The sequence below is a fragment of the Polynucleobacter sp. HIN7 genome, assembly GCF_030297595.1.
Classification (GTDB): domain Bacteria; phylum Pseudomonadota; class Gammaproteobacteria; order Burkholderiales; family Burkholderiaceae; genus Polynucleobacter.
In genome coordinates, this window is sequence record NZ_AP028138.1 from 818,346 (window position 1) to 844,337 (window position 25,992).

General features: G+C 50.0%; 22 protein-coding genes and 1 pseudogene. 19 read left to right on the forward strand and 4 right to left on the reverse strand.

Annotation, left to right across the window (positions count from 1 at the left end; genetic code table 11):
• Positions 1–3,504, forward strand: coding sequence for a UvrD-helicase domain-containing protein (locus QUE64_RS04365; protein ID WP_286226162.1), 3,504 nt, complete (start codon positions 1–3; stop codon positions 3,502–3,504).
• Here the strand turns inward: QUE64_RS04365 and QUE64_RS04370 are convergent.
• On the reverse strand, positions 3,501–3,956 hold the full coding sequence (locus QUE64_RS04370) for a RidA family protein (protein ID WP_286224619.1): 456 nt from the start codon (positions 3,954–3,956) through the stop codon (positions 3,501–3,503). The genes QUE64_RS04365 and QUE64_RS04370 overlap by 4 nt on opposite strands.
• Before the next feature lie 145 nt (positions 3,957–4,101).
• Between QUE64_RS04370 and QUE64_RS04375 the strand changes: the two genes are divergently transcribed.
• Together QUE64_RS04375 and QUE64_RS04380 are read left to right on the forward strand one after the other, a co-directional pair.
• Entirely contained in the window at positions 4,102–4,464 is a 363-nt protein-coding gene (locus tag QUE64_RS04375) for a c-type cytochrome (protein WP_286224620.1), read from the forward strand.
• Between the two features lie 17 nt (positions 4,465–4,481).
• Positions 4,482–4,823, forward strand: a complete 342-nt coding sequence (locus tag QUE64_RS04380) for a c-type cytochrome (protein WP_286224726.1) — start codon at positions 4,482–4,484, stop codon at positions 4,821–4,823.
• 46 nt (positions 4,824–4,869) lie between these two features.
• On the opposite strand, the gene QUE64_RS04385 is transcribed toward QUE64_RS04380, so the two are convergent.
• Positions 4,870–5,508 carry a GntR family transcriptional regulator gene (locus tag QUE64_RS04385; RefSeq protein WP_286226069.1) on the reverse strand — a complete coding sequence of 213 codons (639 nt, stop codon included), beginning with the start codon at positions 5,506–5,508 and terminating at the stop codon, positions 4,870–4,872.
• Positions 5,509–5,660: 152 nt separating this feature from the next.
• Here QUE64_RS04385 and scpA point away from each other — a divergent pair, with 152 nt between their 5' ends.
• The 9 genes and pseudogenes from scpA to QUE64_RS04430 all read left to right on the forward strand — a co-directional run bounded on the left by scpA (position 5,661) and on the right by QUE64_RS04430 (position 16,314).
• Entirely contained in the window at positions 5,661–7,838 is a 2,178-nt protein-coding gene (gene scpA, locus QUE64_RS04390; RefSeq protein ID WP_286226071.1) for a methylmalonyl-CoA mutase, read from the forward strand.
• Positions 7,839–7,847: 9 nt separating this feature from the next.
• Positions 7,848–8,878 (forward strand): annotated as a pseudogene (gene meaB / locus QUE64_RS04395) (methylmalonyl Co-A mutase-associated GTPase MeaB).
• A gap of 8 nt (positions 8,879–8,886) precedes the next feature.
• Entirely contained in the window at positions 8,887–10,419 is a 1,533-nt protein-coding gene (locus QUE64_RS04400) for an acyl-CoA carboxylase subunit beta (RefSeq protein ID WP_286226072.1), read from the forward strand.
• A 22-nt stretch (positions 10,420–10,441) separates the two neighbouring features.
• A complete protein-coding gene (gene accC / locus QUE64_RS04405; RefSeq protein WP_286226073.1) occupies positions 10,442–12,454 on the forward strand; it encodes an acetyl-CoA carboxylase biotin carboxylase subunit in 2,013 nt (670 codons plus the stop codon).
• A gap of 5 nt (positions 12,455–12,459) precedes the next feature.
• Positions 12,460–12,921, forward strand: coding sequence for a VOC family protein (locus QUE64_RS04410; RefSeq protein ID WP_286226074.1), 462 nt, complete (start codon positions 12,460–12,462; stop codon positions 12,919–12,921).
• An 84-nt stretch (positions 12,922–13,005) separates the two neighbouring features.
• Positions 13,006–14,595, forward strand: coding sequence for a malate synthase A (aceB, locus tag QUE64_RS04415; protein WP_286226075.1), 1,590 nt, complete (start codon positions 13,006–13,008; stop codon positions 14,593–14,595).
• A gap of 16 nt (positions 14,596–14,611) precedes the next feature.
• The gene (tsaB, locus tag QUE64_RS04420; protein ID WP_286226076.1) at positions 14,612–15,337 is read left to right on the forward strand and encodes a tRNA (adenosine(37)-N6)-threonylcarbamoyltransferase complex dimerization subunit type 1 TsaB; all 726 of its coding nucleotides are present in this window, start codon (positions 14,612–14,614) and stop codon (positions 15,335–15,337) included.
• Entirely contained in the window at positions 15,297–15,824 is a 528-nt protein-coding gene (gene rimI, locus QUE64_RS04425; RefSeq protein WP_286226077.1) for a ribosomal protein S18-alanine N-acetyltransferase, read from the forward strand. The genes tsaB and rimI overlap by 41 nt, the downstream gene beginning before the upstream one ends.
• Positions 15,814–16,314, forward strand: coding sequence for a DNA polymerase III subunit psi (locus tag QUE64_RS04430; protein WP_286226078.1), 501 nt, complete (start codon positions 15,814–15,816; stop codon positions 16,312–16,314). The genes rimI and QUE64_RS04430 overlap by 11 nt, the downstream gene beginning before the upstream one ends.
• Here QUE64_RS04430 and lplT read toward each other — a convergent pair whose 3' ends face one another.
• On the reverse strand, positions 16,315–17,634 hold the full coding sequence (lplT, locus tag QUE64_RS04435) for a lysophospholipid transporter LplT (RefSeq protein ID WP_286224630.1): 1,320 nt from the start codon (positions 17,632–17,634) through the stop codon (positions 16,315–16,317).
• A 48-nt stretch (positions 17,635–17,682) separates the two neighbouring features.
• Between lplT and alr the strand changes: the two genes are divergently transcribed.
• Complete coding sequence (alr, locus tag QUE64_RS04440) at positions 17,683–18,768, forward strand: alanine racemase (RefSeq protein ID WP_286226163.1); 1,086 nt, start codon at positions 17,683–17,685, stop codon at positions 18,766–18,768.
• Here the strand turns inward: alr and QUE64_RS04445 are convergent.
• Positions 18,761–19,585 carry an outer membrane protein assembly factor BamD gene (locus tag QUE64_RS04445; RefSeq protein WP_286226079.1) on the reverse strand — a complete coding sequence of 275 codons (825 nt, stop codon included), beginning with the start codon at positions 19,583–19,585 and terminating at the stop codon, positions 18,761–18,763. The two genes, alr and QUE64_RS04445, sit on opposite strands and share 8 nt — an antisense overlap.
• A 35-nt stretch (positions 19,586–19,620) precedes the next feature.
• Between QUE64_RS04445 and QUE64_RS04450 the strand changes: the two genes are divergently transcribed.
• The 6 genes from QUE64_RS04450 (at position 19,621) to rimO (ending at position 25,985) form a co-directional block, all read left to right on the forward strand.
• A complete protein-coding gene (locus QUE64_RS04450) occupies positions 19,621–20,655 on the forward strand; it encodes an RluA family pseudouridine synthase (protein ID WP_286226080.1) in 1,035 nt (344 codons plus the stop codon).
• Positions 20,652–21,443: a peptidoglycan editing factor PgeF gene (pgeF, locus tag QUE64_RS04455; protein WP_286226081.1), complete on the forward strand. Its 792-nt coding sequence runs from the start codon at positions 20,652–20,654 to the stop codon at positions 21,441–21,443. The genes QUE64_RS04450 and pgeF overlap by 4 nt, the downstream gene beginning before the upstream one ends.
• Positions 21,444–21,585: 142 nt before the next feature.
• Positions 21,586–23,202, forward strand: coding sequence for a class I poly(R)-hydroxyalkanoic acid synthase (gene phaC / locus QUE64_RS04460; protein ID WP_286226164.1), 1,617 nt, complete (start codon positions 21,586–21,588; stop codon positions 23,200–23,202).
• A gap of 29 nt (positions 23,203–23,231) precedes the next feature.
• Complete coding sequence (locus QUE64_RS04465) at positions 23,232–23,972, forward strand: 3-ketoacyl-ACP reductase (RefSeq protein ID WP_286224633.1); 741 nt, start codon at positions 23,232–23,234, stop codon at positions 23,970–23,972.
• 44 nt (positions 23,973–24,016) lie between these two features.
• Positions 24,017–24,577 (forward strand): polyhydroxyalkanoate synthesis repressor PhaR, encoded by a 561-nt coding sequence (phaR, locus tag QUE64_RS04470; protein WP_286226082.1) that lies wholly within the window; start codon positions 24,017–24,019, stop codon positions 24,575–24,577.
• A gap of 49 nt (positions 24,578–24,626) precedes the next feature.
• On the forward strand, positions 24,627–25,985 hold the full coding sequence (gene rimO, locus QUE64_RS04475) for a 30S ribosomal protein S12 methylthiotransferase RimO (RefSeq protein WP_286226083.1): 1,359 nt from the start codon (positions 24,627–24,629) through the stop codon (positions 25,983–25,985).
• Positions 25,986–25,992 lie beyond the last annotated feature (7 nt).

Below are 25,992 nucleotides of genomic sequence, written 5' to 3' on the forward strand. Positions count from 1 at the left end.
ATGCAAGCACTCAATATTTCGATTGTCTGTGACCCGCAGCGCTCGGTGGTAGTCTCCGCTTGCGCCGGTAGCGGGAAAACATGGTTACTCGTCGCACGTCTAGTCCGCATTTTGCTTACCGGTGAGTCACCCCGATCTATCTTGGCTCTGACCTTCACACGTAAGGCTGCGCAAGAAATGCGTGAACGCCTCTATCAACTCTTGCAATCCTGGACCACGATGAGTGATGCCGAGCTGATGCATGCCCTGGTAGAGCGAGGACTCGATCCCGAATCAGCACAAGTGCATCTTCAGTCCGCACGTACGCTCTATGATCGCCTGTTATCGAATCCGCATACCGTTTCGATTGACACCTTTCATGGCTGGTTCGGACGCTTACTCGCTGGGGCGCCGGTCTCAATGGGAGCTCAATCTGGATTTACCTTGCGCGAGGACGCCAAACGGCTGCAACAGGAGTGCTTAGAGGATTGGTGGGCATCGATGCCCCCCGATGTCCTGTCTGCCTATGAGTATTTGCTTGAGCAACTGGGTTCAGCACAAGCCCATCAGTTTTTATTGGGGGCCAATGGCCTAGTGCAGCAAAAGGGCGCCTGGGTATTTTTCAAGAAAGCCTGCGAGGCCCGTGGTGAACCCGTTACCGAGGCCTTACGTAGATGCTGTAATACGCTTTCTCAACCTAATCCCTTACTGATCAAACTAGAAGAGAGTACAGCGCCCCATGAACTCTCTATGTTGTATGAGGTGTTGTCTCATGGCGGCGTGCGTGATCAGCAGGGTCTCGCAGAATTAGGCGCAGCGCTTGAGGCATTACAAGAAAAACGATTTGATATCGCGATACGCTTATTGATCCCCGTGTTTATGACGCGTGATGAACTCCCAAGCTATCGCAAGGACAATGACAGTGCTTCGAAAGCGATTCAATCGTATTTAGAGGCGCAGAATCAAGATACCAATCGATTCATTGCGACTCGGCAAGCTTGGGCAATCGCATGTGAGCAATTTATTGAGTGGCAGGCTCAGCAGGAGGCGCTTGCACTCAATCAAGCCTGGTTTAGCATCGGTGCGGCCATGCTCGAACATATCGAGCGTAGTAAAGAACGCATGCGCGTGCGTGACTTTGATGATCTCGAGCTTGGTGTGGCGCAACTGATTTCGGATCCTCGTGTTGCGGCGTATTGGCAAGCACGTTTGGATGCACGTTATCGTCATATTTTGATTGACGAGTTTCAGGATACCAATCCCTTGCAGTGGCAAATTCTGCGTGCCTGGCTTGCAGCCTATGGTGACGACCAGGATAAGCCCAAGGTATTTATTGTGGGTGACCCCAAGCAATCTATTTATCGCTTTCGTCGTGCCGACCCCCGTCTATTTGGAGCAGCAACCCGCTTTTTGCAAGCGCACGATCAGGCTCATCTTGAACAACAAAACATCACAAGGCGCAATGCGCCAGAGATTGTGGCGGCGGTGAACCGCATCTTCACGACCAGCCGAGTCCCCAGTAACTATCCATTTCAGGTACAGGCAACTCTCTGGACCGCTCCCGATATACCCAGCCATTCAAATTTCGCCAAAGGCGAGGCTTATCGTCTGCCATTAATCCCGATCATTGATGAGCCACAGACCATTGCCCGCGAGAACGCCTTGGTCATCCCATTCACCGATACCCGCGATACTGGCGCCAAACAGCAACGGCTGTTGGAAGGACAGCGTCTAGCGCAATTAATCCACGAGGTACTACGAACTCGTTTGGTGCTCGATGAAATGATTGACCCAAGCAATCATCAGCAGCGTCATAAAGTGTGGCGACCAGCGCGCCTGGGTGATTTCTTAGTGCTCGTCAAGCGCCGTCAGTACTTGCCGGAGTATGAGGAGGCATTGCGGCATGCCAATTTGCTATTTGAGAGTCCGCGCTTAGGTGGCTTACTCGAAACACTGGAAGTTGATGACCTGATTGCTTTACTCACGATTCTGAGTAACCCCAATCATGATCTTGCTCTTGCGCAGGTCTTGCGCAGTCCTTTATATGGCCTCACTGAGGCGCAGATGCAAACGCTCTCAGAGTTGGTGCAAAGTAATCGTGGCTATCGCAATTGGTGGGAAGCACTAACGCATGCTGATGATCATCCCTATGCCGAGACCTTTTTGGGGATTGCTAAGCAACTCATGGAGTGGACGGAGTTAGCCAAACACTTGCCAGTGCATGATCTCCTTGATCACGTGTATTTCTCGGGTGATATTCGTTGCAAATATGCGAGCGTGTGCCAAGCACGCGACCGAGATCAGGTCTTGGCTAATTTGGATGCTTTTCTGGAGCTTGCCTTAAATTTAGATGGTGGCCGCTACCCCAGCTTGGGACGATTTATTTCACAACTCAAACAAATGCGGCGCGGCGATCAAGATGAGACACCGGATGAAGGTGAGATGCGCGGTGAGGTTCCCTTAGAGGATGAGAGCGATGATCAAGCGGATGGGGATTTTGATCTAAACACTCACTCACTTTCACACCGTCAACAACGCATTCGCTTAATGACCATTCATGGGGCGAAGGGACTTGAGGCTCCATTTGTCATCATTCTGGATTGCAACCATACAGCGATCACCAACCCAGGACGCGGCGTATTACTTGATTGGGATCCCGATCAGCAAGCACCAGATCATTTGTCGATGTTCACCAAGCTCAGCTTATCCAAAGCGCGTGAAGATTTACTTGCGCAAGAGAAAGGTATTGCCTTGCATGAGAACTGGAACCTTTTCTATGTGGCACTCACCCGTGCCAAGCAGGGACTTTGGTTAAGTGGGGTGGAAAGTACCCGCAATCGCCAGCAGGGTGGTTTGGTGCCCGACAGCTGGTATGAGCGCGCTTGCGAAGGTCAAGTCCCAGTATTCACTGATCTTGATGAGGCACATATCGACCATCGTCATACAAGTCAGCCCCAACCATCACAGAGCGATGAACGATTTGAATACCCTGATTTGGTCTTGACCTGGCAGGGTGAACCAAGCTTATCTCCCAGAACCAAGACGCACAGTATCGATGAGCAACGGCGCATGCAAGAGGGTGAGTGGTTTCATTGGTTGCTACAGCGAACCACACCCCAACAGTACCGAGCAGCCGAGACCATGCCGGAAGATAAATCCTTGGCTAGCCGACTCGGTATCGGTGTCGCAGATGCACAGCGCACCATTGAACGAGTGAGAACCGTTTTTAATAGTTCCGAGTTGCTCCCATTCTTTGACCCGGCGGTCTATCGCAATGCTTGGAATGAGCTTGATGTCGTAAGTGAGGAACGGTGCTTGCGGATTGACCGCTTAGTAGAGTTTGAAAACGAGCTTGTTGTCTTAGATTACAAACTCAGCATCCCTGAGAAAACCGATCCTCTTTATTCTCAATATCAACTGCAGCTTGAGGGCTATTGCCAAGCCGTGCAGCGACTATTTTCAGACAAAAGCGTGCGCAGTCTGCTGATTGATGGGCAGGGCCACAGCACCGATTTGCTAACTTAGATCTCAACGATCATTTCAATTTCGACACAAGCCCCCAAGGGGATTTGCGCAACCCCAAAGGCGCTGCGAGCATGCTTACCAATTTCACCAAATACCTCGACGAGGAGTTCAGAGCAGCCATTCATGACCAAATGTTGCTCGGTAAACTCGGGGGTGGAGTTCACGAGGCCCATGACTTTGACCACTCGACGTACGCGATCAAGTGAGCCGAGGTGGGCATTGAGGGTTGAGAGTAAATCAATCGCGATACTCCGAGCGGCTAACTGACCGGTAGCAGTATCCATGTCTAGCCCCAATTTACCAACCCATGGCTTGCCATCGCGTTTGGCAATATGACCTGATAAAAATACTTGATCACCGGTGGTCACTGCCATCACGTAGGCGGCCGCGGGTGCCCCAGGACTTACTAGGGTAATTCCTAGGTCATTCAGTTTTTGGGAAATTACGCTCATGAAACTCCTTCAAGCAACGGGGTTAAACACGAAATCACCGAACAAGCCCTTAGTATAGGTAGATGACAAAAATAACTGACAATATTCGCTGTCCGCTATACTTCAGCCTACAAAATATTAACCATTTTGCAACACGATCACGCATATGAACAAAGCCATCGTTACTTCGCTCGGCGCTGCAGTATTCGCCGGTCTGTTTTCAATCACTGCCCAAGCCCAAGACGTTAAAGGTTCTGCAAAAGCAGGAGAGGCCAAAGTCTGGCTTTGCGCAGGCTGTCATGCCATTAATGATTACCGGGCTGACTGGCCCCAGGTTTATCGCGTTCCCAAGATCGGTGGCCAGAATGCTGACTACATTATTGCCTCTCTCAAAGCGTATAAATCGGGTGAGCGCAAGCATCCAACCATGCGAGCGATTGCGGGAAGTCTGAACGATCAAGATATGGCTGACTTAGCTGCCTACTACTCGACTCAAACGCCAACCTCTCCCCGTAACCCCTTAAAGTAATTGGAATCGAGAACATGATGAAATCCGCTCTGATCCTCTCCTTGTTAAGTGCCTCCATTGGGTTTGCTCACGCTGGTAATGTTGCCAAGGGTAAAGAACTGGTTGAAAAGAACAATTGTGCTGCCTGCCATGGCGCTGGCCTCAAAGCCCCAGTGGCTCCCGCTTATCCGAAAATTGCGGGTCAATACCAAGACTATTTGTATTACGCACTGAAGTCCTACCAAGTAGATGGCAATTCTCTAGTGGGCCGCAATAATGCCATCATGCAATCGCAAGTGAAGCAATTTAGCGATAAAGATCTAAAAGATATGGCTGCCTATATTGCATCAATTCCTGGTGATCTGATCGTCAAAAAATAGATTGCCGCGCAATCCCAAAAGCCTCCCCTTAAAACTGGAGGCTTTTTTATTTGGCGGCCTCTAAGCCATGGGCCAGGTGAGTGCGCATCGCTTGTTCAGCAGCAACCGGATCGCGCTTAAGCAGGGCTTTTAGGATCTCGCGGTGTTCACTCAAAGATTGTTGCAAGCGCCCCGAGCGCGATAATGAGTCCTTGCGTTGCAGTTTTAGAACCTTACGAAGATCGTCAATCACGCTGCTCATCCAGGGGTTAGCGGCAATCGCGATGATTCGCTCATGAAAGCGAACATTGATTTCAAAGAATAAATCGAGGTTGCGATCAGCAGCTGCTTTCTCAAGACGCAAGTGCAAATCATCCAAGGCATTGAGATCACTTTCTTTTGCCCTCGTAGCAGCTTCTTTGGCAGCTTCACCTTCCAGCAAGGAGAGAACCGTAAAGATTTGCTCCAGATCACCACGATTGACTTCGGTGACATAAGCGCCGCGGCGTAGTTTCATGGTGATGAGGCCCTCAGCAGCCAACACCTTAATGGCCTCGCGCATGGGGGTGCGGCTAATCCCAAATTCCTTGGCAAGGCTTTGTTCATCGATCCAAGCACCGGGGGCTAGTTCATGCGCAAAAATACGGCTACGCAGTTGATCTGCAACCTCTTCATAGAGCGGGCGAGTTGAAAGTAATTTACTCATTATTTCTGTAAGTCATTGTTTATTAATGATTTTAATTAATTAAAATATATTTATGAATTCATAATTATGTATCCAATTCTATGGACAAAACTATAAAAGTCAAGCAAAATGATGAAAATATCAATGCACATTCATGCACACATGGGGCGCTTATGACCAAGAACGCATCACAACCCAGCGGGCAGTGGCCAGCTGCAGCCGATCAATCCCTTGAGCAATGGCAAAAAGCAGCCAGTAAATCGGCGCCCAATGGCAACCCGGATGCTTTAGGGTGGGATACCCCCGACGGCATCCATCTAAAAGCGCTCTACACTCAAAATGATCTTCAGGGATTGCCTTATGTGAACTCACTCCCTGGGTTTGAGCCCTATCTGCGGGGACCGCAAGCGACGATGTATGCGGTGCGCCCTTGGACCATTCGTCAATACGCTGGATTCTCAACGGCCGAAGAGTCCAATCGTTTCTACCGCAAAGCCCTCGAAGGGGGTGGTCAAGGGGTTTCAGTGGCCTTTGATCTAGCCACGCATCGGGGCTATGACTCGGATCACCCACGGGTGGTCGGTGATGTGGGCAAAGCAGGGGTCGCGATTGATTCGGTGGAGGATATGAAGATCCTCTTTGATGGCATCCCCTTGGACAAAATCTCAGTCTCGATGACCATGAATGGTGCCGTACTACCAGTCTTGGCAGGTTATATCGTGGCCGGTGAAGAGCAGGGCGTGAAGCAAGAGCAACTGAGTGGCACGATTCAGAACGACATTCTGAAAGAGTTCATGGTGCGCAACACCTATATCTACCCACCCGGACCCTCGATGCGCATTGTCGGTGACATCATTGAGTACACCGCAAAGAATATGCCCAAGTTCAACTCGATCTCGATCTCGGGCTATCACATGCAAGAGGCTGGAGCAAATCAAGCCCTAGAGCTCGCATTCACACTGGCCGATGGCAAGGAGTACGTCAAAACTGCCTTGGCCAAAGGTCTTGATGTAGATGAGTTTGCCGGCCGTCTTTCATTCTTCTTTGCAATTGGTATGAACTTCTATCTGGAAGTTGCCAAACTGCGCGCTGCTCGCATCTTGTGGTGGCGCATTATGAAAGAGTTCAATCCCAAGAATCCCAAGTCATCGATGTTGCGTACCCATTGCCAAACCTCAGGCTGGTCGCTCACCGAGCAAGATCCCTATAACAATGTGGTGCGCACCACGATTGAGGCTATGGCTGCGGTCTTTGGCGGAACGCAATCACTGCACACCAACTCATTTGATGAAGCAATTGCCTTGCCTTCGGAGATGTCCTCCCGAATTGCCCGCAACACCCAATTAATTTTGCAAGAAGAGACCCATATCACGAGCGTTGTTGATCCTTGGGCGGGATCGTTCATGATGGAGAAATTAACTCAAGAGATGGCCGATGCTGCCTGGGAAATTATTCTGGAAGTGGATCAGATGGGTGGCATGACCAAGGCTGTTGAGAGTGGTTGGGCCAAGTTAAAAATTGAGGCGGCCGCTGCACAAAAGCAAGCCAAGATTGACTCCGGGTCAGATGTGATCGTAGGGGTTAATAAATACAAACTGGAAGAAGAGAGTTTGGTGGATGTCTTGGTCATCGATAACGATATGGTTCGTAATAATCAAATCGCTCGCTTAAAGGACATCAAGGCTAAACGCAATCAAGCGCAGGTGAATCAAGCCTTGGCGGATCTGACAACAGCAGCCGAGAACAATACAGGCAATTTATTAGATTTAGCGGTCAAAGCAATTCGTTTACGCGCAACGGTGGGCGAGGTGACGGATGCTTTGGAGAAAGTTTATGGGCGCCACCGTGCCGATACACAAAAGGTGACCGGAGTGTACGCAGCTGCATATGATTCAGCCGAAGGTTGGGAAAAACTTAAAGTCGAGATCGCTGAGTTTGCCAAAGAGTACGGACGTCGTCCGCGCGTCATGATCGCAAAACTTGGTCAGGATGGACACGATCGCGGCGCCAAAGTGGTTGCTACCGCCTATGCTGATCTGGGCTTTGATGTGGATATGGGACCTTTATTCCAGACACCGGAGGAGTGTGCGCGCCAAGCCATTGAAAACGATGTGCATGCTTTGGGGATCTCTACCTTAGCCGCTGGGCACAAAACTTTGGTTCCTGCGATTGTGGCGGAACTCAAAAAACAAGGCGCCGACGACATTATTGTATTTGTGGGTGGCGTCATTCCGCGACAGGATTACGAGTTTTTGTATGAGGCAGGCGTGAAGGGCATCTACGGACCTGGTACGCCGATCCCCGCCTCTGCAAAAGACGTGCTCGAGCAAATTCGGAACAACCTGCGCTAAGCCCTCACAATGTCGAAAGCTCCAAGCGATGAGCAGTTAGTGGCAGCCTTGCTCGGCAAGCCCTGTGCGGAGCAACGTCGGGCATTAGCCAAAGCCATTACTTTATTAGAGTCAACGCGCCTTGATCATCGCGCGCGCGCCGATCAATTACTCAACACCATCTTGCCGCACACGGGGCGATCCTTTCGTCTCGGAATCTCAGGAGTGCCCGGGGTTGGTAAATCCACTTTAATTGAGAACTTAGGTCTTTATTTAATTTCCAAAGGCCATCGGGTTGCTGTCCTGGCAATTGATCCATCCTCAAGCTTATCTGGTGGATCGATCTTGGGTGATAAGACCCGCATGGAACTGCTGTCAGTCAATGAGAATGCCTTCATTCGCCCAAGTCCATCCTCTGGAACCTTGGGTGGTGTTGCCGAGCGCACCCGAGAGGTGATGCTCTTAGCCGAAGCCGCGGGACATGATGTCGTGATCGTGGAGACCGTTGGGGTAGGGCAAAGCGAGATTGCGGTGGCTGGGATGACCGATCTCTTTATGTTGTTGCAACTCCCCAATGCCGGTGATGATCTGCAAGCCATTAAAAAGGGTGTGATGGAGATCGCGGATCTCATCGTGATTAATAAAGCGGATCTAGATCCGGATGCAGCCACCCGAGCCCAAGCATTTATTACCAGTTCCTTGCGCTTAATGGGATTTCAGGGAACCCAGACCACGCCGCTCATGATGCTGAGCAATGGCATCCCGTGGTGATGCAAATGAGCGCACTTTTCAATCAAGGTGTAGCGCAATTGTGGGATGAGATCACTCGCTTTCAATCCCTCGAATCGAAGAATGGCCATCTACAGAAACGCCGTCGTCAGCAAGCCACTGCTTGGATGTGGGAACGCATTGATAGCGCTCTCAAAAGTAATTTTAAGAACCATCCTGGAGTACAGCAGTTACTACCCGAACTCAGTGCCGCCGTGAATGAGGGCACGATCGCACCCTCTGTGGCAGCGCGTCGTTTATTAGACGCGATGCAAACACCCGATATTCAATAGGAGTTTTTATGCAAGACATTATTTCTCAATTGGAATCCAAGCGCGAGTTAGCACGTCTTGGTGGCGGTCAAAAGCGCATTGCTGCTCAGCACGCCAAGGGCAAACTCACTGCACGCGAGCGGATCGAGTTACTGCTCGACGAAGACTCCTTTGAAGAGTGGGATATGTTTGTGGAGCATCGCTGCACGGATTTTGGGATGGCGGATCAAACGGTGCCCAGCGATGGTGTCGTCACCGGTTATGGAATGATTAATGGGCGCTTGGTGTTTGTGTTCTCGCAAGATTTCACAGTTCTGGGCGGATCTTTATCGGAAGCCCATGCTGAGAAAATCTGCAAGATCATGGATCAGGCCATGAAAGTGGGGGCACCCGTAATTGGACTCAATGACTCTGGTGGTGCACGCATTCAGGAAGGGGTCGCCTCGCTTGGTGGTTATGCAGAGATCTTCCAACGGAACGTATCCGCTTCCGGTGTGATCCCGCAGATCTCCTTGATTATGGGTCCCTGTGCCGGTGGGGCAGTGTACTCACCTGCTTTAACGGATTTCATCTTCATGGTGAAAGACACCTCTTACATGTTCGTCACTGGACCCGAGGTAGTGAAAACCGTGACCCACGAAGATGTCACCGCAGAAGATTTGGGTGGTGCGAACACGCATTCCACTGTATCAGGAGTTTGTGACCTGGCATTTAATAACGATGTTGAGGCGATCATGATGCTACGCCGTTTCTACAGTTATCTACCGCTCTCAAATAAAGAAAAAGCCCCTTTTCTGGGCGGTCTTGTCTGGTCGGATGAGCCTGATTACTCGCTCTATACATTGGTGCCGCTCAACCCCAATCAGCCGTATGACATGAAAGAGCTGATTCATAAGATTGTGGATGATGAAGACTTCTTTGAGTTGCAGCCCGACTATGCCAAGAATATCATTATTGGCTTTGCACGCATTGGCGGCCAGACTGCCGGTATCGTTGCTAATCAACCTTTGGTGCTTGCAGGGTGTCTCGATATCAAATCATCGATTAAAGCCGCTCGGTTTGTGCGCTTTTGTGATGCTTTTAATATCCCGGTCGTGACCTTGGTCGACGTGCCAGGTTTTATGCCAGGTACCGCTCAAGAGTACGGTGGCATCATTAAACACGGCGCTAAATTGCTCTATGCCTATGCCGATTGCACTGTTCCCAAAGTCACTTTGATTACACGCAAAGCCTACGGCGGCGCCTACGATGTGATGGCATCAAAACATTTGCGAGGCGATGTGAACTTTGCTTGGCCCTCGGCAGAGATTGCGGTGATGGGGCCCAAGGGCGCTGTTGAAATTATCTTCCGCGAAGAGAAAAATGATTCGCAAAAGATTGCTGAGCGTGAAGCAGAGTACAAAGCGAAGTTTGCAAACCCCTTTGTCGCAGGACGGCGTGGCTACATTGATGATGTCATCATGCCTCATGAATCACGCAAGCGGATTGCACGATCACTCGCGATGTTGCAAGACAAAGATTTGCAAAATCCTCCCCGTAAACACGGCAACATCCCTCTTTAATTTAACCGACTAACGAATCACTATGTTTAAGAAAATCTTAATTGCGAACCGCGGTGAAATTGCTTGCCGAGTGATGCTAACTGCGAAGCGCTTGGGAATCCAAACGGTTGCGGTCTACTCCGAAGCGGATGCCGAGGCGCGTCATGTACGGATTGCCGATGAGGCCGTTTGTATTGGACCGCCACCATCGCGCGAGTCCTACTTGCAAATGGATCGCATTATTGCGGCGTGTAAAGAAACGGGTGCGCAAGCGGTTCATCCGGGTTATGGCTTCTTGTCCGAGAACGAAGAGTTTGCTAAGCGCGTTGAGGAAGAGGGCATTATCTTCATTGGCCCCAAATATCAATCGATTGCTGCAATGGGCGACAAGATTGCGTCTAAGAAACTTGCCCTAGAAGCAAAAGTCAACACCATCCCCGGCCATAACGCCGCTATTGATGATCCTCAGGCTGCGGTAAAAATTGCGCAGGGAATTGGCTACCCAGTGATGATCAAGGCCTCTGCTGGTGGTGGGGGTAAGGGATTGCGTGTTGCGTATAACGACCAAGAAACGGCCGAAGGCTTTGTGGCTTGTAAGAATGAAGCACTTAATAGTTTTGGTGACGACCGCGTCTTCATTGAGAAGTTTGTAGAAGAACCGCGGCATATTGAGATCCAGGTATTAGGCGATGCGCACGGCAACGTGGTGTATTTGTGGGAGCGTGAGTGCTCGATCCAGCGGCGTCATCAAAAAGTGATTGAAGAGGCGCCATCGCCATTCTTGGATGATGCCACCCGTAAAGCCATGGGCGAACAAGCGGTAGCGCTCGCCAAGGCCGTTCACTACCAATCGGCAGGTACTGTGGAGTTTGTGGTTGGTAAAGACAAGTCGTTTTACTTCTTAGAGATGAACACACGCTTGCAGGTTGAGCATCCAGTCACCGAATGCATTACTGGGCTTGATCTTGTCGAGCAAATGATCCGGGTGGCCGCTGGTGAGAAGTTGGCATTTACCCAAAACCAAATTCCACGCAATGGCTGGGCGATGGAGTGCCGCATTAATGCCGAAGATCCTCTACGAAACTTCTTGCCATCGACCGGACGCTTGGTGAAGTATCAGCCCCCGGCATCCAAAGATGGTGTACGAGTTGATACGGGTGTATATGAGGGTGGCGAGATCCCGATGTATTACGACTCAATGATTGCAAAACTCATTACGCATGGTGCCAACCGCGAGGAGGCAATGAGCAAAATGCGCGGGGCGCTCAACGAGTTTGTAATTCGGGGGATTCATTCGAACATTCAGTTCCAATCTGCTTTACTACAACACCCACGATTTCTCTCGGGCCAGTTCAATACTGGATTTATTGCTGAGGAGTTCCCCAAGGGATTTTTAAAAGGATCGGTTGAGCCCAGTGACCTGAATCGCTTACCAGCTTTAGCAAGCTTTGTGCACCGTCGTTATTTGGAGCGTGCCAAATTACTTGAAGGGCAGCTCTTAGGCCACGAAATGAAGATTACCCAAGAGTTTGTGGTGATGCATGGTGAGACATCCTACGACACCAAGATTGAGCAACGTGATCACGGTTACCAAATATCCGTCAAAGCCAATCAAGGCAAGAACATGATGACGGATTATTTCTTGGAGAGTAATTGGCAACCCGGTTCGATTCGTTTGATCTATCGTTTAAATGATGGACCGACGGCATGTGCGCAAGTGGAGCGCCCAGGCTTGGGTTATGTATTCATGCAAGACGGCGTGCATTTTGACTGCGTGGTCTTAAGTCCATTCGGGGCAGAGTTGCAACGCCGTATGCCATATAAGGCGCCTCCTGACACATCCAAGTTACTACTGTCGCCGATGCCCGGACTATTAACCAAATTGCATGTAGTCAAGGGCGATAAGGTTACTGCCGGTCAGAAATTGGTTGTGATTGAGGCCATGAAAATGGAGAACACTTTATTCGCTGCACAAGATGGGGTGGTGGACGATATATGTGCCACTGAGGGATCGAGTCTCGCAGTCGATCAAATCATTATTCAGTTTGCGAAGTGATCACTATGAGTCGACCATTCAATATTCTGGGAGTTCAACAAATTGCCATTGGTGGCACCGATAAGCAAAAGCTTAAAGCGCTGTGGGTTGATCTTCTTGGGCTGCAATACAAAGATACCTTCGTATCCGAGCGCGAGAACGTCGATGAAGATATTTGCACCATCGGTCGCGGCCCGCACGAGGTTGAAATTGATTTGATGCAACCATTCGATATCGATAAAAAGCCAGCTGTGCATCAAACCCCACTCAATCACATTGGTCTGTGGGTTGATGATTTGCCCAAGGCGGTGGAGTGGTTGACGCAACAGGGTCTGCGATTTGCCCCCGGCGGGATTCGGAAGGGGGCAGCAGGTCACGACATCATTTTTGTTCATCCCAAAGCGAACGAGGAGTTCATGTTCTCGGGCGAAGGGGTTTTAATTGAACTTGTTCAGGCGCCACCCGATGTAATTGCCGCATTGGCATAAACCCCAATTTGTGTGCAGTGCAACAATTCAGGCATAATAGTCATCAATTTGTCATTTAATCCTTAAAACCGATTAGGAGTATTCATGTCTGGCGCCCCAACCATCGAATCCAGTGGCATTGAGCTCAAAGCCAAACTCAATCCGGATTTTGCAAGCGTTGTTTCCCCTGAGGCTCTCGAGTTCGTTGCTAAATTGCATCGCGCCTTCGAGCCACGCCGTCAGGAACTCCTCAAAAAACGGGTTGAACTAGCCAAAAAATTGGACGCCGGTCAAACGCTTGATTTCTTACCAGAAACGAAATCCATTCGTGAGGGTGATTGGAAAATTGCTCCAGTACCCAAAGCACTGGAAACTCGCCGCGTGGAGCTTACTGGTCCAGTCGATGCCAAGATGGTGATTAATGCGCTGAACTCTGGTGCAGATTCGTACATGGCGGACTTTGAGGATTCCAATAGCCCCTATTGGGAAAACATTGTGCAAGGGCATGTCAATTTAAAGAAAGCCGTACGCCGTGATATTGAGCTCAATCTCTTTGGTAAGGAATACAAGCTCAATGAAAAAACCGCGACCTTAATTGTTCGTCCTCGCGGTTGGCATCTCGATGAGAAACATGTCTTGGTTGATGGTCAGCGTGTCTCAGGCGGTATTTTTGACTTCGCCATCTTCACCTTTAATAGTGGTAAGTATCTCGAAGCGAGAGGCTTAGGCCCATTTTTCTATTTGCCAAAGATTGAGAGCCATCTAGAGGCTCGCTTATGGAATGACATCTTTACTATGGCTGAGAAAGAGCTGGGCATGAAGCACGGCAGCATTAAAGCAACGGTGTTGGTTGAAACCATCAATGCCACCTTTGAGATGGATGAGATCCTCTATGAGTTGCGTGACCATAGTTCGGGATTAAATGCTGGTCGTTGGGATTACATCTTTTCCGCGATTAAGAAATTTAAGCTCGATAAAAACTTCTGTTTGGCCGATCGTGTGAAGGTGACCATGACCTCACCCTTTATGCGCGCCTATGCACTCTTTCTTTTAAAGACCTGCCATAAGCGCGGCGCCCCAGCAATGGGTGGAATGAGCGCTTTCATTCCCATTAAGAATGATCCTGAGAAGAATGCGATTGCGCTCGCAGCTGTATCAACGGATAAGCGTCGTGAAGCCACCGATGGCTACGATGGTAGTTGGGTTGCCCATCCAGGTTTGGTTGAGTTGTGCATGAATGAGTTCAAAGCCGTATTGGGTGACAAACCCAATCAATTTGATCGTCAACGCGAGGACGTTCAGGTCACCGCTGCGGATTTACTCAACTTTGCTCCAGAGGGACCAATCACCGAAGCGGGGCTGCGTTACAACATTAACGTCGGTATCCATTACATGGGTGCTTGGCTTGCTGGTAACGGTTGTGTGCCCATCCATAACCTGATGGAAGATGCCGCTACTGCTGAGATCAGCCGCTCACAAGTATGGCAATGGATTCGGTCGCCCAAAGGAGTTCTCGACGACGGTCGTAAAGTCACCATTGAGCTAGTGCGTCAACTGATTGGTGAAGAGCTCACGAAGGTCAAAGACTCCGGTGCTGTTGGACAGTTTGATCGTGCCGCTAAGATCTTTGAGGACTTGGTTGCCAATGATGATTTTGTGGAGTTCTTAACCTTGCCGCTGTACGAAGAGTTTTAAACTCAGGACATCTAGCATGCGCATCTTGGCCATCGACACTTCGACCTCGTGGTGTTCGGTGGCCTTATGTTTTGATGACAAACCGATTCTGTATCGGCATGAGCTACTTGGATCAAAAGCGAGTCAGCATCTCTTGCCATGGTGCAGCGAGCTACTACAGCAGTGTGGCGCACGTTTCTCCGATCTGGATGCCCTGGCGGTAGGTGTGGGCCCTGGAGCATTTACTGGAGTACGTCTCTCGGTTGCAGTTGCCCAGGGATTATCGGTTGGCTCGCAATTGCCAGTAATTCCGGTGGCCAGTCTTGATGCGATGGCATCGCAGTTTGCGCAACACCATCAAATGCCTCAAAACACGACATTCACCATTGCTCTGGATGCCCGTATGGGTGAAGTGTATTGGGCTCGCTATCAAATAGAAGCCTCACAGCCTAAACCGATTCATCCAATACAACTAACTGCCCCAGAGTATATTGAGGATAACCATCAAGATTTAATTGCCGGTAATGCCCTTGCTGAGTATGCCGATGATTTCAAGGATCATTTTGTAGGTCGACAGATTGATTCGCAGCTAGTGCCCAATGCACTTAGCATCTTGGATCTCGCGCAAGTGCGTTATCAAGCGGACCAAACGATTTCGGTTGAGCAGCTTGAGCCCCTCTATATTCGTAATAAAGTGGCTCTCACTACCCAAGAACGTCACGATGCAGCAAGCCGCACCCCAACCGGTCATTTGCTTGGCTGAGCTGGTTCTGGAGCTGATGACCGAATCCGATCTGGATGCGGTCATGGCAATTGAAGCAATTTCGCATCAGCACCCATGGTCGCGCAAAAACTTTAGCGATTCGATCGAAGCGGGCCATTGGGCATATTGCCTGCGCGAGGTAGACGATCCTGACAAGCGCATTTGGGCCTATTGCATCTTGCTACCCGCAGTCGATGATCTCCATCTTCTTAATATTACGGTGGATACGGATCTGCGCAAACAGGGTGTGGGTCTGCGCCTCATGAGTGCTATCCAAATGATTGCATCTAATTTATCAATCCCGCGGATTTTGCTTGAGGTTCGTCCCAGTAATTGTGCTGCAATCGCACTGTATGAGAAGGCAGGGTATGAAGAGTTAGCGCGGCGCAAAGCCTATTACCCAGTAGAATCTTCTTCTAGTACGCGTGAAGACGCGATTGTGATGACCAAAGCCATCGATTGCCCTGCAAAACCCTATGAACATTGACGATCGCTCACGTTACTTAAAAGAAATGGGCATTACCGAGTGGTCTTTGCGTTCTGCTGCGGAAGTCTCTCCACCCAGCATGTCTCCGAATGCTGAGCCTCATCAGGCCATCTCCAATTTGGAGCCTAAGGTGTATTGGCTGTTTTATGGTCAAGCGCCCGGTGGTGATCAAGAACGCTTATTCCAGAACATCATTTTGGCCCTCGGGCTCTTACCCAAAGAATGGGAATGGCGTTCACCGACCGATACGCAAGCACCGAATACGCATTTGCCATGTGTGGCATTTGCCTTCGGTGAGCAAGCAGCACAGACCTTAAGTGGAGAGCAAGAGCCACTCGCGCACTTGCGGGATGTGGTCCTAGAGATTGCTGGTCAAGACATTCCTTTGATCGCCAGCGTTGATCTGGCGCACTGCCTCAACCGACCGAAGGACAAAGCGCTCTTGTGGCAAGATCTATTGCTAGCCCGCTCTGTATTGCAATCGCTCTAATTAGTGTTTAGCTTCACCAATCAGATGCAGCGAGTCATACTCGGCTTGGTTGGCTTGATGCTTCTTAATCACAAGCCACATGGTGAGGGCAACGCCTAAACCAAAGCCGGTAATCACGATGGGTACTGGAACGTCTAACCAAATCAGCAGGGCATAGAGCATGAGCATCATTAGAACCGAGAGGTTCTCATTGAAGTTCTGAACAGCAATAGAGTGACCTGCAGAAAGTAGGACGTGACCACGGTGTTGTAAGAGGGCATTCATTGGAACAACGAAGTAACCTGCTAACCAGCCTACGGTGATCAGAAGGATATAAGCAGGTAGAAGATTAAAGTTGACTTCCAAGGCGCCAATCTTAAAGAGCACGATTGATGGGATGTATTCAATATGGTAGATGGCCATGATGCATACCAGCAGGCCCATTACGACGCCATATGGCAAGACATTTAAAGCGGACTTTAATGGAATACGTGAGGCTGCCCAAACCGCACCCCCGGCGACACCAATGGCAGAAACTGCTTGCAAAATAGCCCCTTGCGAGAGGTTCATATTCAGCGCGGTCTCAGCCCACTTCAGCACGATGAACTGTAAGGTTGCACCCGCACCCCAGAAAAGAGTGGTAACTGCCAGAGAGATTTGGCCCAAGCGATCGCGCCACAAAATATGAAAACCGACAAAAAAATCTTTGGTCAATTGAATAGGGTCTAAGCGCTGCTCTGGGTAGCGTGCTCCCGTATCCGGAATCTTTAAGTTAAAGAGGGCAGCGATCAGGTAAATAAACATAATGATCGAGATCGCGGATTCAGCAGGGCTATCAACACCCGTGTTAAACAAAGGCAAATCAAAACTCATGAGGGAAGCTGAAACTTTGGTGCTAATCAACACACCACCCAAGACGGTACCCGCAATAATCGAGCCCACGGTCAAACCCTCGATCCAGCCATTGGCGGCCACGAGTTTTTCAGGGGGGAGCAGCTCGGTCAAAATGCCATATTTTGCTGGTGAATACGCAGCTGCTCCAAGACCCACAATCGCATATGAAGCTAACGGGTGAGCGCCAAAAAGCATCGCGGCACAACCAATAATTTTGATCGTATTGGTAATGAACATCACCTGACCTTTGGGCCTGGAATCAGCAAAGGCAGCAACAAAGGCAGCCAATAATACATAGGAGAGCACAAAGAACAGTTTGAGAAGCGGGGTCATCCACGCCGGGGCAGCGAGTTGGGCTAAGAGGGCAATGGCCGCAATTAGCAGGGCGTTATCGGCGAGCGACGAAAAAAATTGCGCCGCCATAATGGTGTAAAAACCTGGTTTCATTCGTACAATTGCTTCATTTACTAGATTAGAGCATGAAAGGGGAGATTTCTGGAACGCCCGATTCTGGCAACGATTGACACTGCTGCATTAGGCCACAATTTAAGGCGGGTCAGAGAACTCGCGGGTAATTCTCGCATATGGTCTGTGGTTAAAGCCCGCGCCTATGGCCATAGCCTAAGGGCGGCGGTGGCAGGACTTTCGCAGACCGATGGATTTGCGGTCTTAGATCTCGATGATGCCCGCTGGTTGCGGTCGCAGGGCTGGACCAAGCGCATTTTGCTGTTAGAGGGTCTTTTCCAAGAGGGTGATATTCCTTCGGTGATTGAGCTGGACTGCGATGTGGTGGTCCACAACCCCAATCAAGTGACTTGGCTTGAAAAGCAAGCCCATCCCGTCACCATCTTTCTCAAACTCAACTCTGGGATGAATCGTCTTGGATTTCGACCAGAGGCGTATCGATTAGCCTACCATCGGCTTCATGCCGCCGGGCACCGCATGAACCATATGACTCACTTTGCAAACGCCGACTACGTTGATCGCGAGCCCTCAGTCGGCGCCCAAATGGAGTGCTTTATCAAGACAATTGATGGATTAGCGGGTGAGACCTCGCTGGCTAACTCGGCAGCGGTCTTATGGCATCGCAACGCTTTAGGTGATTGGGTCCGTCCCGGAATTATGTTGCATGGGATTTCTCCATCGGGTCAGTTTGCGGATATTGCCCATGCCAATTTGCAAGCGGTGATGACCCTGTCAAGCTCCATCATTGCGATTCAAGATCTAGAGCCGGGCGACGCAGTGGGTTATGGATCACGATTCCGAGCAACTGGGCGGATGCGAATTGGTGTTATTGCTTGTGGCTATGCGGATGGCTATCCTCGTCATGCAAAAGACGGCACCCCAGTCTGGGTTTATGCGGATGATCCAAGCCAATCACGGCTTTGCCCGATTGCGGGCCAGGTCTCGATGGATATGCTAACCATTGATCTCACCCATGCGCCCTGGGCAACCGTCGGCACCAAAGTAGAGTTGTGGGGTAAAAACTTGCCTGTCGATGATGTGGCAACACATGCCCAAACGATTGGCTACGAACTGGTATGCGCGATTGCGCCTCGGGTACCGCTCGAAATTATTTAGTGATCCAGAACTGCCACCACTTGCGCTCTTTCTGAACGCGCTTGCCCGTTTTAAAGATCTGACTATCAGGGAAATTGAGCTTAAAGACCCGCATGGCATCAGAGCTTAAGTCATACATCCCCAAGGCTTGATAGGACTGAACCAAAATGAAGAGTGCTTCCTCAACCGCTGGCGCACGATCGTAATCCCGAATCACGAGTTGAGCACGGTTGGCAGCAGCTAAGTATGCGCCTCGATCGTAATAGTAGCGCGCCACAATCACATCAGCCTCTGCTAAAGAGTTGACGATGTAGCGCATGCGATCAAGTGAGTCGGGGGCGTATTTACTGTTGGGGAAGCGTTCCACCACGACCTTGAAGGATTCAAAGGCCTCTTTGGCTGCTTTGGGATCACGTTCACTCAGATCTTGTCCCGTGAACTTTCCTAAAAATCCTAAATCGTCATTGAAGGTGATCAGGCCCTTGAGGTAATACGCGTAATCTAAATTGGGGCTACCTTGGTGCAACTTAATGAAGCGATCGATTTGGACCATTGCTTGGGCAGGCTCCTGGGCTTTCCAAAAGCAATACGCGGAATTAATCTGAGCTTGCTGGGAGTAGGGACCAAAGGGGAAGCGCGCCTCCAGTTTCTCAAAGTACTGACCGCACTTATCAAAATCATTCTCATTCATCTTGTCGCGCGCTTCGGTATATAGCCTAGCTTCGGACCAGCCCAAGGTTTCATCGGTACTGGTATTGGCGCATGAGGTGAGAAGCATTGCGGAAGAAACTAGTGACGCAAGAGCAACAAGCCTTAAACTAGCACGATGGTGCCCCATAGGGGGAATTGATAACACAATAAGGTCCTTCCAGCGTGGCATTGCCGCAAACTCCTGATCCGAATCCCTCTGATTATATCGATGATGAGGATTTCATTGCGCTTGAGATCCCGGATGCATGGGCGGGAGAGCGTTTAGATAAAGTCTTAGCCCATTTTTTAACCGACTACTCCCGCAATCGGATACAGGCATGGGCCAATCAAGGAGCGGTTCTAGTTGACGGCAAGGTCGTTAAATCTCGCCAGATTTTGCGAGGCGGTGAGGCGATTCGGGTCTTTCCACAAGAGATGCCGGAGCAACATGCATTTGAGCCAGAAGATATTCCACTCAATTGCATCTATGAAGATGATCACCTCTTGGTCTTTAATAAAGCGGCTGGGATAGTAATGCATCCCGCGGCTGGCAATTGGACTGGAACGGTACTCAATGGTCTTCTGTTTCATTACCCCGAGCTTGCCCAGTTGCCTCGTGCTGGGATTGTGCATCGACTCGATAAGGACACCTCAGGACTCTTTGTGGTGGCTCGTACGGCATTGGCCCAAACTGCCTTAGTACGACTATTGCAAGATCATTTGGTGGAGCGGCGCTATCTAGCCTGGGTGTGGGGCGATACTCCATTACATGGCACGATTAACGCTGCCTTGGCACGCGACCCGCGCGATCGACTGAAGATTGCCGTGGTGCCTGCCGATTCTAGAGTAGCCAATGCCAAAGCCGCACGCACCCATTACAAACGCTTAGCGCTGGGCGCCTACCAACAGAGTAAGGTCTCATTGTTGGAGTGTCGCTTGGAGACCGGTCGAACCCATCAAATTCGCGTTCATCTTGAGTCTTTGTCTTATCCATTATTAGGCGACCCGGTGTATCGCAAACGAATCCCAGCGGCTGCGAGTCAATTGTTCTTAAAGCGCCAAGCCCTCCATGCGTTTGCGTTGGAGTTTGTGCATCCAAGCACACACGAACCGATGCGATGGTTTGCTCCCATTCCAAATGATCTCTTAGAACTGCATGCGCAAGTGCATATGGATGCCGCAGATCTTCCCAAACCATTTGATGACTCTTCCTCATGAGCCCGCTTCGTATTCTGAGACCCGATTGGCCAGCACCTACTAATGTGCATGCCTTTACAACCACCCGGCAAGGTGGCTTTAGTCAAGCACCATATGATCAATTCAATCTAGGCGCATTTGCTGGCGAGGATCTAAAAATTGTGCAACAAAATCGGGCCTTGCTCAACGCCTTATTACCGCAAGCACCATTTTGGATTAAGCAAGTGCATGGTACCGATGTGGTCTTAGCAAAAGGTGTGCACGAGGGTATCGGCGATTGCATCATTGAGGCGGATGCGAGTGTGACGACGACTCCGCAAACCGTGTTGAGCATCTTGGCGGCTGATTGCATGCCAGTGCTCTTCACGAATCGATCAGGAACAGCAGTTGCTGCTGCACATGCGGGTTGGCGTGGGTTATGTGCCGGTATTCTGGAAAATACGGTAGCCAAACTTCTCAAAGAGTCCTCAAGCACCGCATCCGATGTGCTCGCATGGATTGGTCCGAGCATCTCGGTGGCACATTACGAAGTGGGTGGTGAAGTGCGTGCTGCGTTTATGGAGTCAGCAGTGCAATTTGATTATCTACTCGACGATGCATGTTTTATTCCTAATCAGACCTCAAGCCATGAGAAGTATTGGGCCGATCTGCCACGAATTGCCAAATCCCGCCTGCAAGCCTTGGGTATTGGTGCGGTCTATGGCGGCGATTTATGTACCTTCAGTGATCCTGAACGTTTTTACTCCTATCGCCGTGAAACCCCCACGGGACGCTTTGCTAGCTTGATTTGGTTCAATCCGAAGCCCTAGCAATCAAGGTAATTGCCGCATCTCAGCCCAGCGATCCTGATAAATGCTAGGGTTAGTGCTTATAACCCTTGCGTCATAATCACCTGAGAATAGAGACGTACTGTTTAGTTTGATTGACACTTTTAAGAAGATCACCATCATCATGAATTTGGGTAATTCACCAAGCTTGGCCCCGCAATACATGGCCATGATTCCCCCAGACAAGCTCTCCGAAATTCAAACCAAATATCTCGAAGACCTTGGTAAATTGGGTAAAGATCCCAGCGCATTGGAATTCAAAGACCGACGCTTTATGGGCGAGGCTTGGCAAAACCCTTGGAGCAAAGCACTAGTCTCCACCTATTTATTGAATGCACGTTATCTCAATGAGCTCGTGCAAGCCGTGCAGACCGATACCAAAACTCGACAGCGCATTGAGTTTGCGACCAATCAAATGATTGATGCCTTATCGCCCTCAAACTTCTTGGCCACCAACCCAGAGGCATTGGAGACTATCCTCAAGACCCAAGGTCAATCGATTCAAAAGGGGATCTTGAACTTATTGGGTGATCTTGGCAAAGGAAAGGTGAGCCAAACCGATGAGAGTGGCTTTGAGGTGGGTAAAAATTTGGCACAGACCGAAGGTGCGGTGGTATTTCGGAACTCGCTCTTTGAATTGATTCAGTACAAGCCTCTCACTGATCAGGTTTATGAGCGACCATTCTTAATGGTTCCCCCGTGCATTAACAAGTACTACATTCTAGATTTGCAACCTGATAACTCTGTAGTGCGTTATATGGTGAGCCAAGGGCACACCGTATTTTTGGTCTCCTGGAAAAATCCAGACGCCAGCATGAATCGCATTACCTGGGAGGACTATGTGGGTACTGGCGTGCTCGAAGCAATTCGGGTTACGCAGGAAATCAGTCAACAAGACAAGATCAATATCTTGGGCTTCTGTGTGGGCGGTACCTTAGTGAGCACCGCACTCGCAGTGCTGGCTGTACGTAAACAGGATCCTATTGAAAGCCTGACGCTTTTGACCACCTTATTGGATTTCACGGACACAGGCATCCTCGATGTCTTTATTGATGAGTCCTTGGTCAATCTGCGTGAGAAATCCATCGGTGGTGCTGAAGGGCGTTATGGCCTCTTATCTGGTTTGGAGTTAGCCAATACCTTCTCCTTCTTGCGACCCAACGAGTTGGTGTGGAACTATGTGGTGGATAACTACCTCAAAGGTAACTCGCCACCGCCATTTGATTTGCTCTACTGGAATGGGGACTCCACCAATTTGCCTGGCCCGATGTATTGCTGGTATCTGCGCCATACTTACTTGCAAAATGATCTAGCCAAACCGGGCAAGCTCAAGGTCTGTGGGGAGAAGATTGATCTAAGTAAGATCAAGGTCCCTGCTTACATCTACGCATCACGTGATGATCACATCGTGCCATGGCACTCGGGTTATCAGAGTACTCAAATTTTGAAGGGGCCGATTCGGTTTGTGATGGGGGCCTCGGGTCATATTGCGGGTGTAATTAATCCTCCGCATAAGAAGAAACGCAATTATTGGACTAATTCTGATTTACCAAAAACCGCGGATGCATGGCTCAAAGGTGCCAAAGAAGTGCCCGGTAGTTGGTGGCCCGACTTTACCGAGTGGCTCGCTCAATATGGTGGTAAACAGATTCCTGCACCGAAAAATTATGGGCATGGCAAGTACAAAAAATTAGTTGCAGCACCTGGCACCTACGTCAAAGAAAAGGCGCAAAAGGTTTAATCGATTGATCTGAATACAAGGAGAAGATGATGGCACAACGGATTGCATACGTAACAGGTGGGATGGGCGGAATCGGCACGGCGATCTGTCAGCGTTTATCCAAAGGCGGCTTTAAGGTGATTGCTGGTTGCGGCCCAAACTCGCCCCGCAAGGATCGTTGGATTGGTGAGCAAAAAGCCTTGGGTTATGAGTTCATTGCGTCTGAGGGTAATGTATCCGATTGGGAGAGCACCAAAGCAGCCTTTGAGAAGGTCAAAGCCGAGGTAGGTCGGGTTGATGTCTTGGTGAACAATGCCGGCATCACTCGGGATAGCGTGTTTCGGAAGATGACCCCTGAGGATTGGAAGGCGGTGATTGATACCAATCTGAACTCGCTCTTTAATGTAACCAAGCAAGTAATTGATGGCATGATCGATAACGGTTGGGGCCGGATCATTAATATCTCCTCGGTCAACGGTCAGAAGGGTCAGTTTGGTCAAACCAACTATTCCACTGCCAAGGCAGGCTTGCATGGCTTCACCATGGCGCTAGCCCAAGAGGTTGCTAGCAAAGGGGTGACCGTGAATACCGTTTCACCAGGCTATATTGCGACGGATATGGTTAAGGCAATTCGGGAGGATGTGCTTGAGAAGATTGTCGGCACAATCCCAGTGAAGCGCCTGGGAACCCCCGACGAGATTGCCTCAATCTGCGCTTGGATTGCCTCAGACGACGGCGCCTTCTCAACCGGCGCCGACTTCTCGGTCAATGGGGGGATCCATACAGGCTAAACTAAGGTAAATTCTGCATTGCAACAGCGAGCAAGGGAATCACCATGGCTACACGAACAAAACGGGCTGGCGATGAGCGCCTAATCAAAAAGTACCCCAATCGGCGTCTCTACGATACCCAGACGAGTACCTATGTAACTCTTGCTGACATTAAGCAGTTGGTCATGGCGTCCGAGAGCTTTAAGGTTCTCGATGCTAAAACCGATGAGGATCTGACCCGCAGCATACTCTTGCAGATCATTCTTGAAGAAGAGGCCTGCGGGGTGCCGCTCTTCACGACCCAGATGCTGCAGCAAATGATCCGTTTTTATGGTCACTCGATGCAAGGGTTGATGGGGAGCCATTTGGAGCGCACCATGCAATCCTTTATGGATATGCAGCAAAAGTTAGCGGAGCAATCCAAGTCGATGACCGGTGGTGGTACTGAAGCCTGGACCCAAATGATGAACTTGCAAAATCCTTTTATGCAAAATTTGATGACCAACTATATGGATCAGAGCAAGGACTTATTCCTAAAAATGCAGGAACAAATGCAAGGCTCGAACCAACTCTTTACTGGCTTCCCATTCAAAGGCAAATCTGACGCATCGAATTCCAACTCCTAAGCACAGGGCTTAGAGACTTTCATTACATCATTAAGATTGGGCATTATTCGTGGTTGCAAAAGTAGGATTTGTTTCATTGGGGTGTCCCAAAGCATTGGTGGATTCTGAGCTCATCTTGACGCAGTTAAGTGCCGAAGGTTATGAGACCGCAAAAGACTATGCTGGGGCCGATCTGGTGATCGTCAACACCTGCGGCTTTATTGACTCTGCAGTGGAGGAAAGTCTGTCTGCGATTGGAGAAGCCCTCACCGAGAACGGCAAGGTGATCGTGACCGGTTGCCTAGGTGCCAAGAAAAATGCCGATGGTAGCGATCTAATTACTAGCATCCATCCCAAAGTATTAGCGGTAACTGGACCACATGCAACCGCTGAAGTCTTGCAAGCCGTACATACCCATTTACCCAAACCGCATGACCCATTTTTGGATCTTGTGCCTCCGGCAGGGATCAAACTAACACCAAAGCATTACGCTTATCTAAAAATTTCAGAGGGTTGTAATCATCGTTGCAGCTTTTGCATCATTCCAAGCATGCGAGGCGATTTGGTATCGCGTCCCATCGGCGATGTGTTGCAAGAAGCACAAAAACTTTTTGAGTCGGGAGTTAAAGAGCTCTTGGTGGTTTCGCAAGACACGAGTGCCTATGGTGTGGATATTCAGTACCGCACCGGTTTTTGGGATGGCAAACCCATTAAGACCCGTCTTTACGATTTAGCACTTGCACTTCATGAGCTCGCCATATCGCATCAAGCCTGGGTGCGGATGCATTACGTGTACCCCTATCCGCATGTTGATCAGATTTTGCCGATCATGGCTCAATTCAAGGACACGGGATTTGGACTCTTACCGTATCTTGATATTCCATTTCAGCATGCACACCCAGATGTCCTCAAACGCATGAAGCGACCCGCCAGTGGTGAAAAAAATCTGGACCGAATCCAGTCATGGCGTGCGATTTGTCCTGACCTGGTGATCCGCAGTACCTTTATTGCTGGATTTCCCGGGGAGACCGAAGAGGAGTTTTCAGCCTTATTGCAATTTATGGAAGAGGCGCAAATCGATCGAGCCGGATGTTTTGCGTATTCACCGGTGGAGGGTGCTACTGCGAATGCGCTCGACAACCCCGTCCCAGAGCCCATTCGCGAGGAGCGGCGCTCTCGCTTTATGGCGCTTGCTGAGGAGCAATCGAGCCGGCGCTTACGGCGATTAGTAGACCAACGCATTCGGGTATTGGTTGATCATGTGACCCCAGAGGGGGGGATTGGTCGGAGTGCGGCCGATGCCCCAGAAATTGATGGGATTGTCAAAATTTTGCCACCTAGCAAGCCCTCCAAGCGCTATCGGGTTGGGGAGTTTGTAAAGGCAACCGTCCTTGATACGCAAGGGCATGATCTGATTGTGCAAGTGTAGATAATGA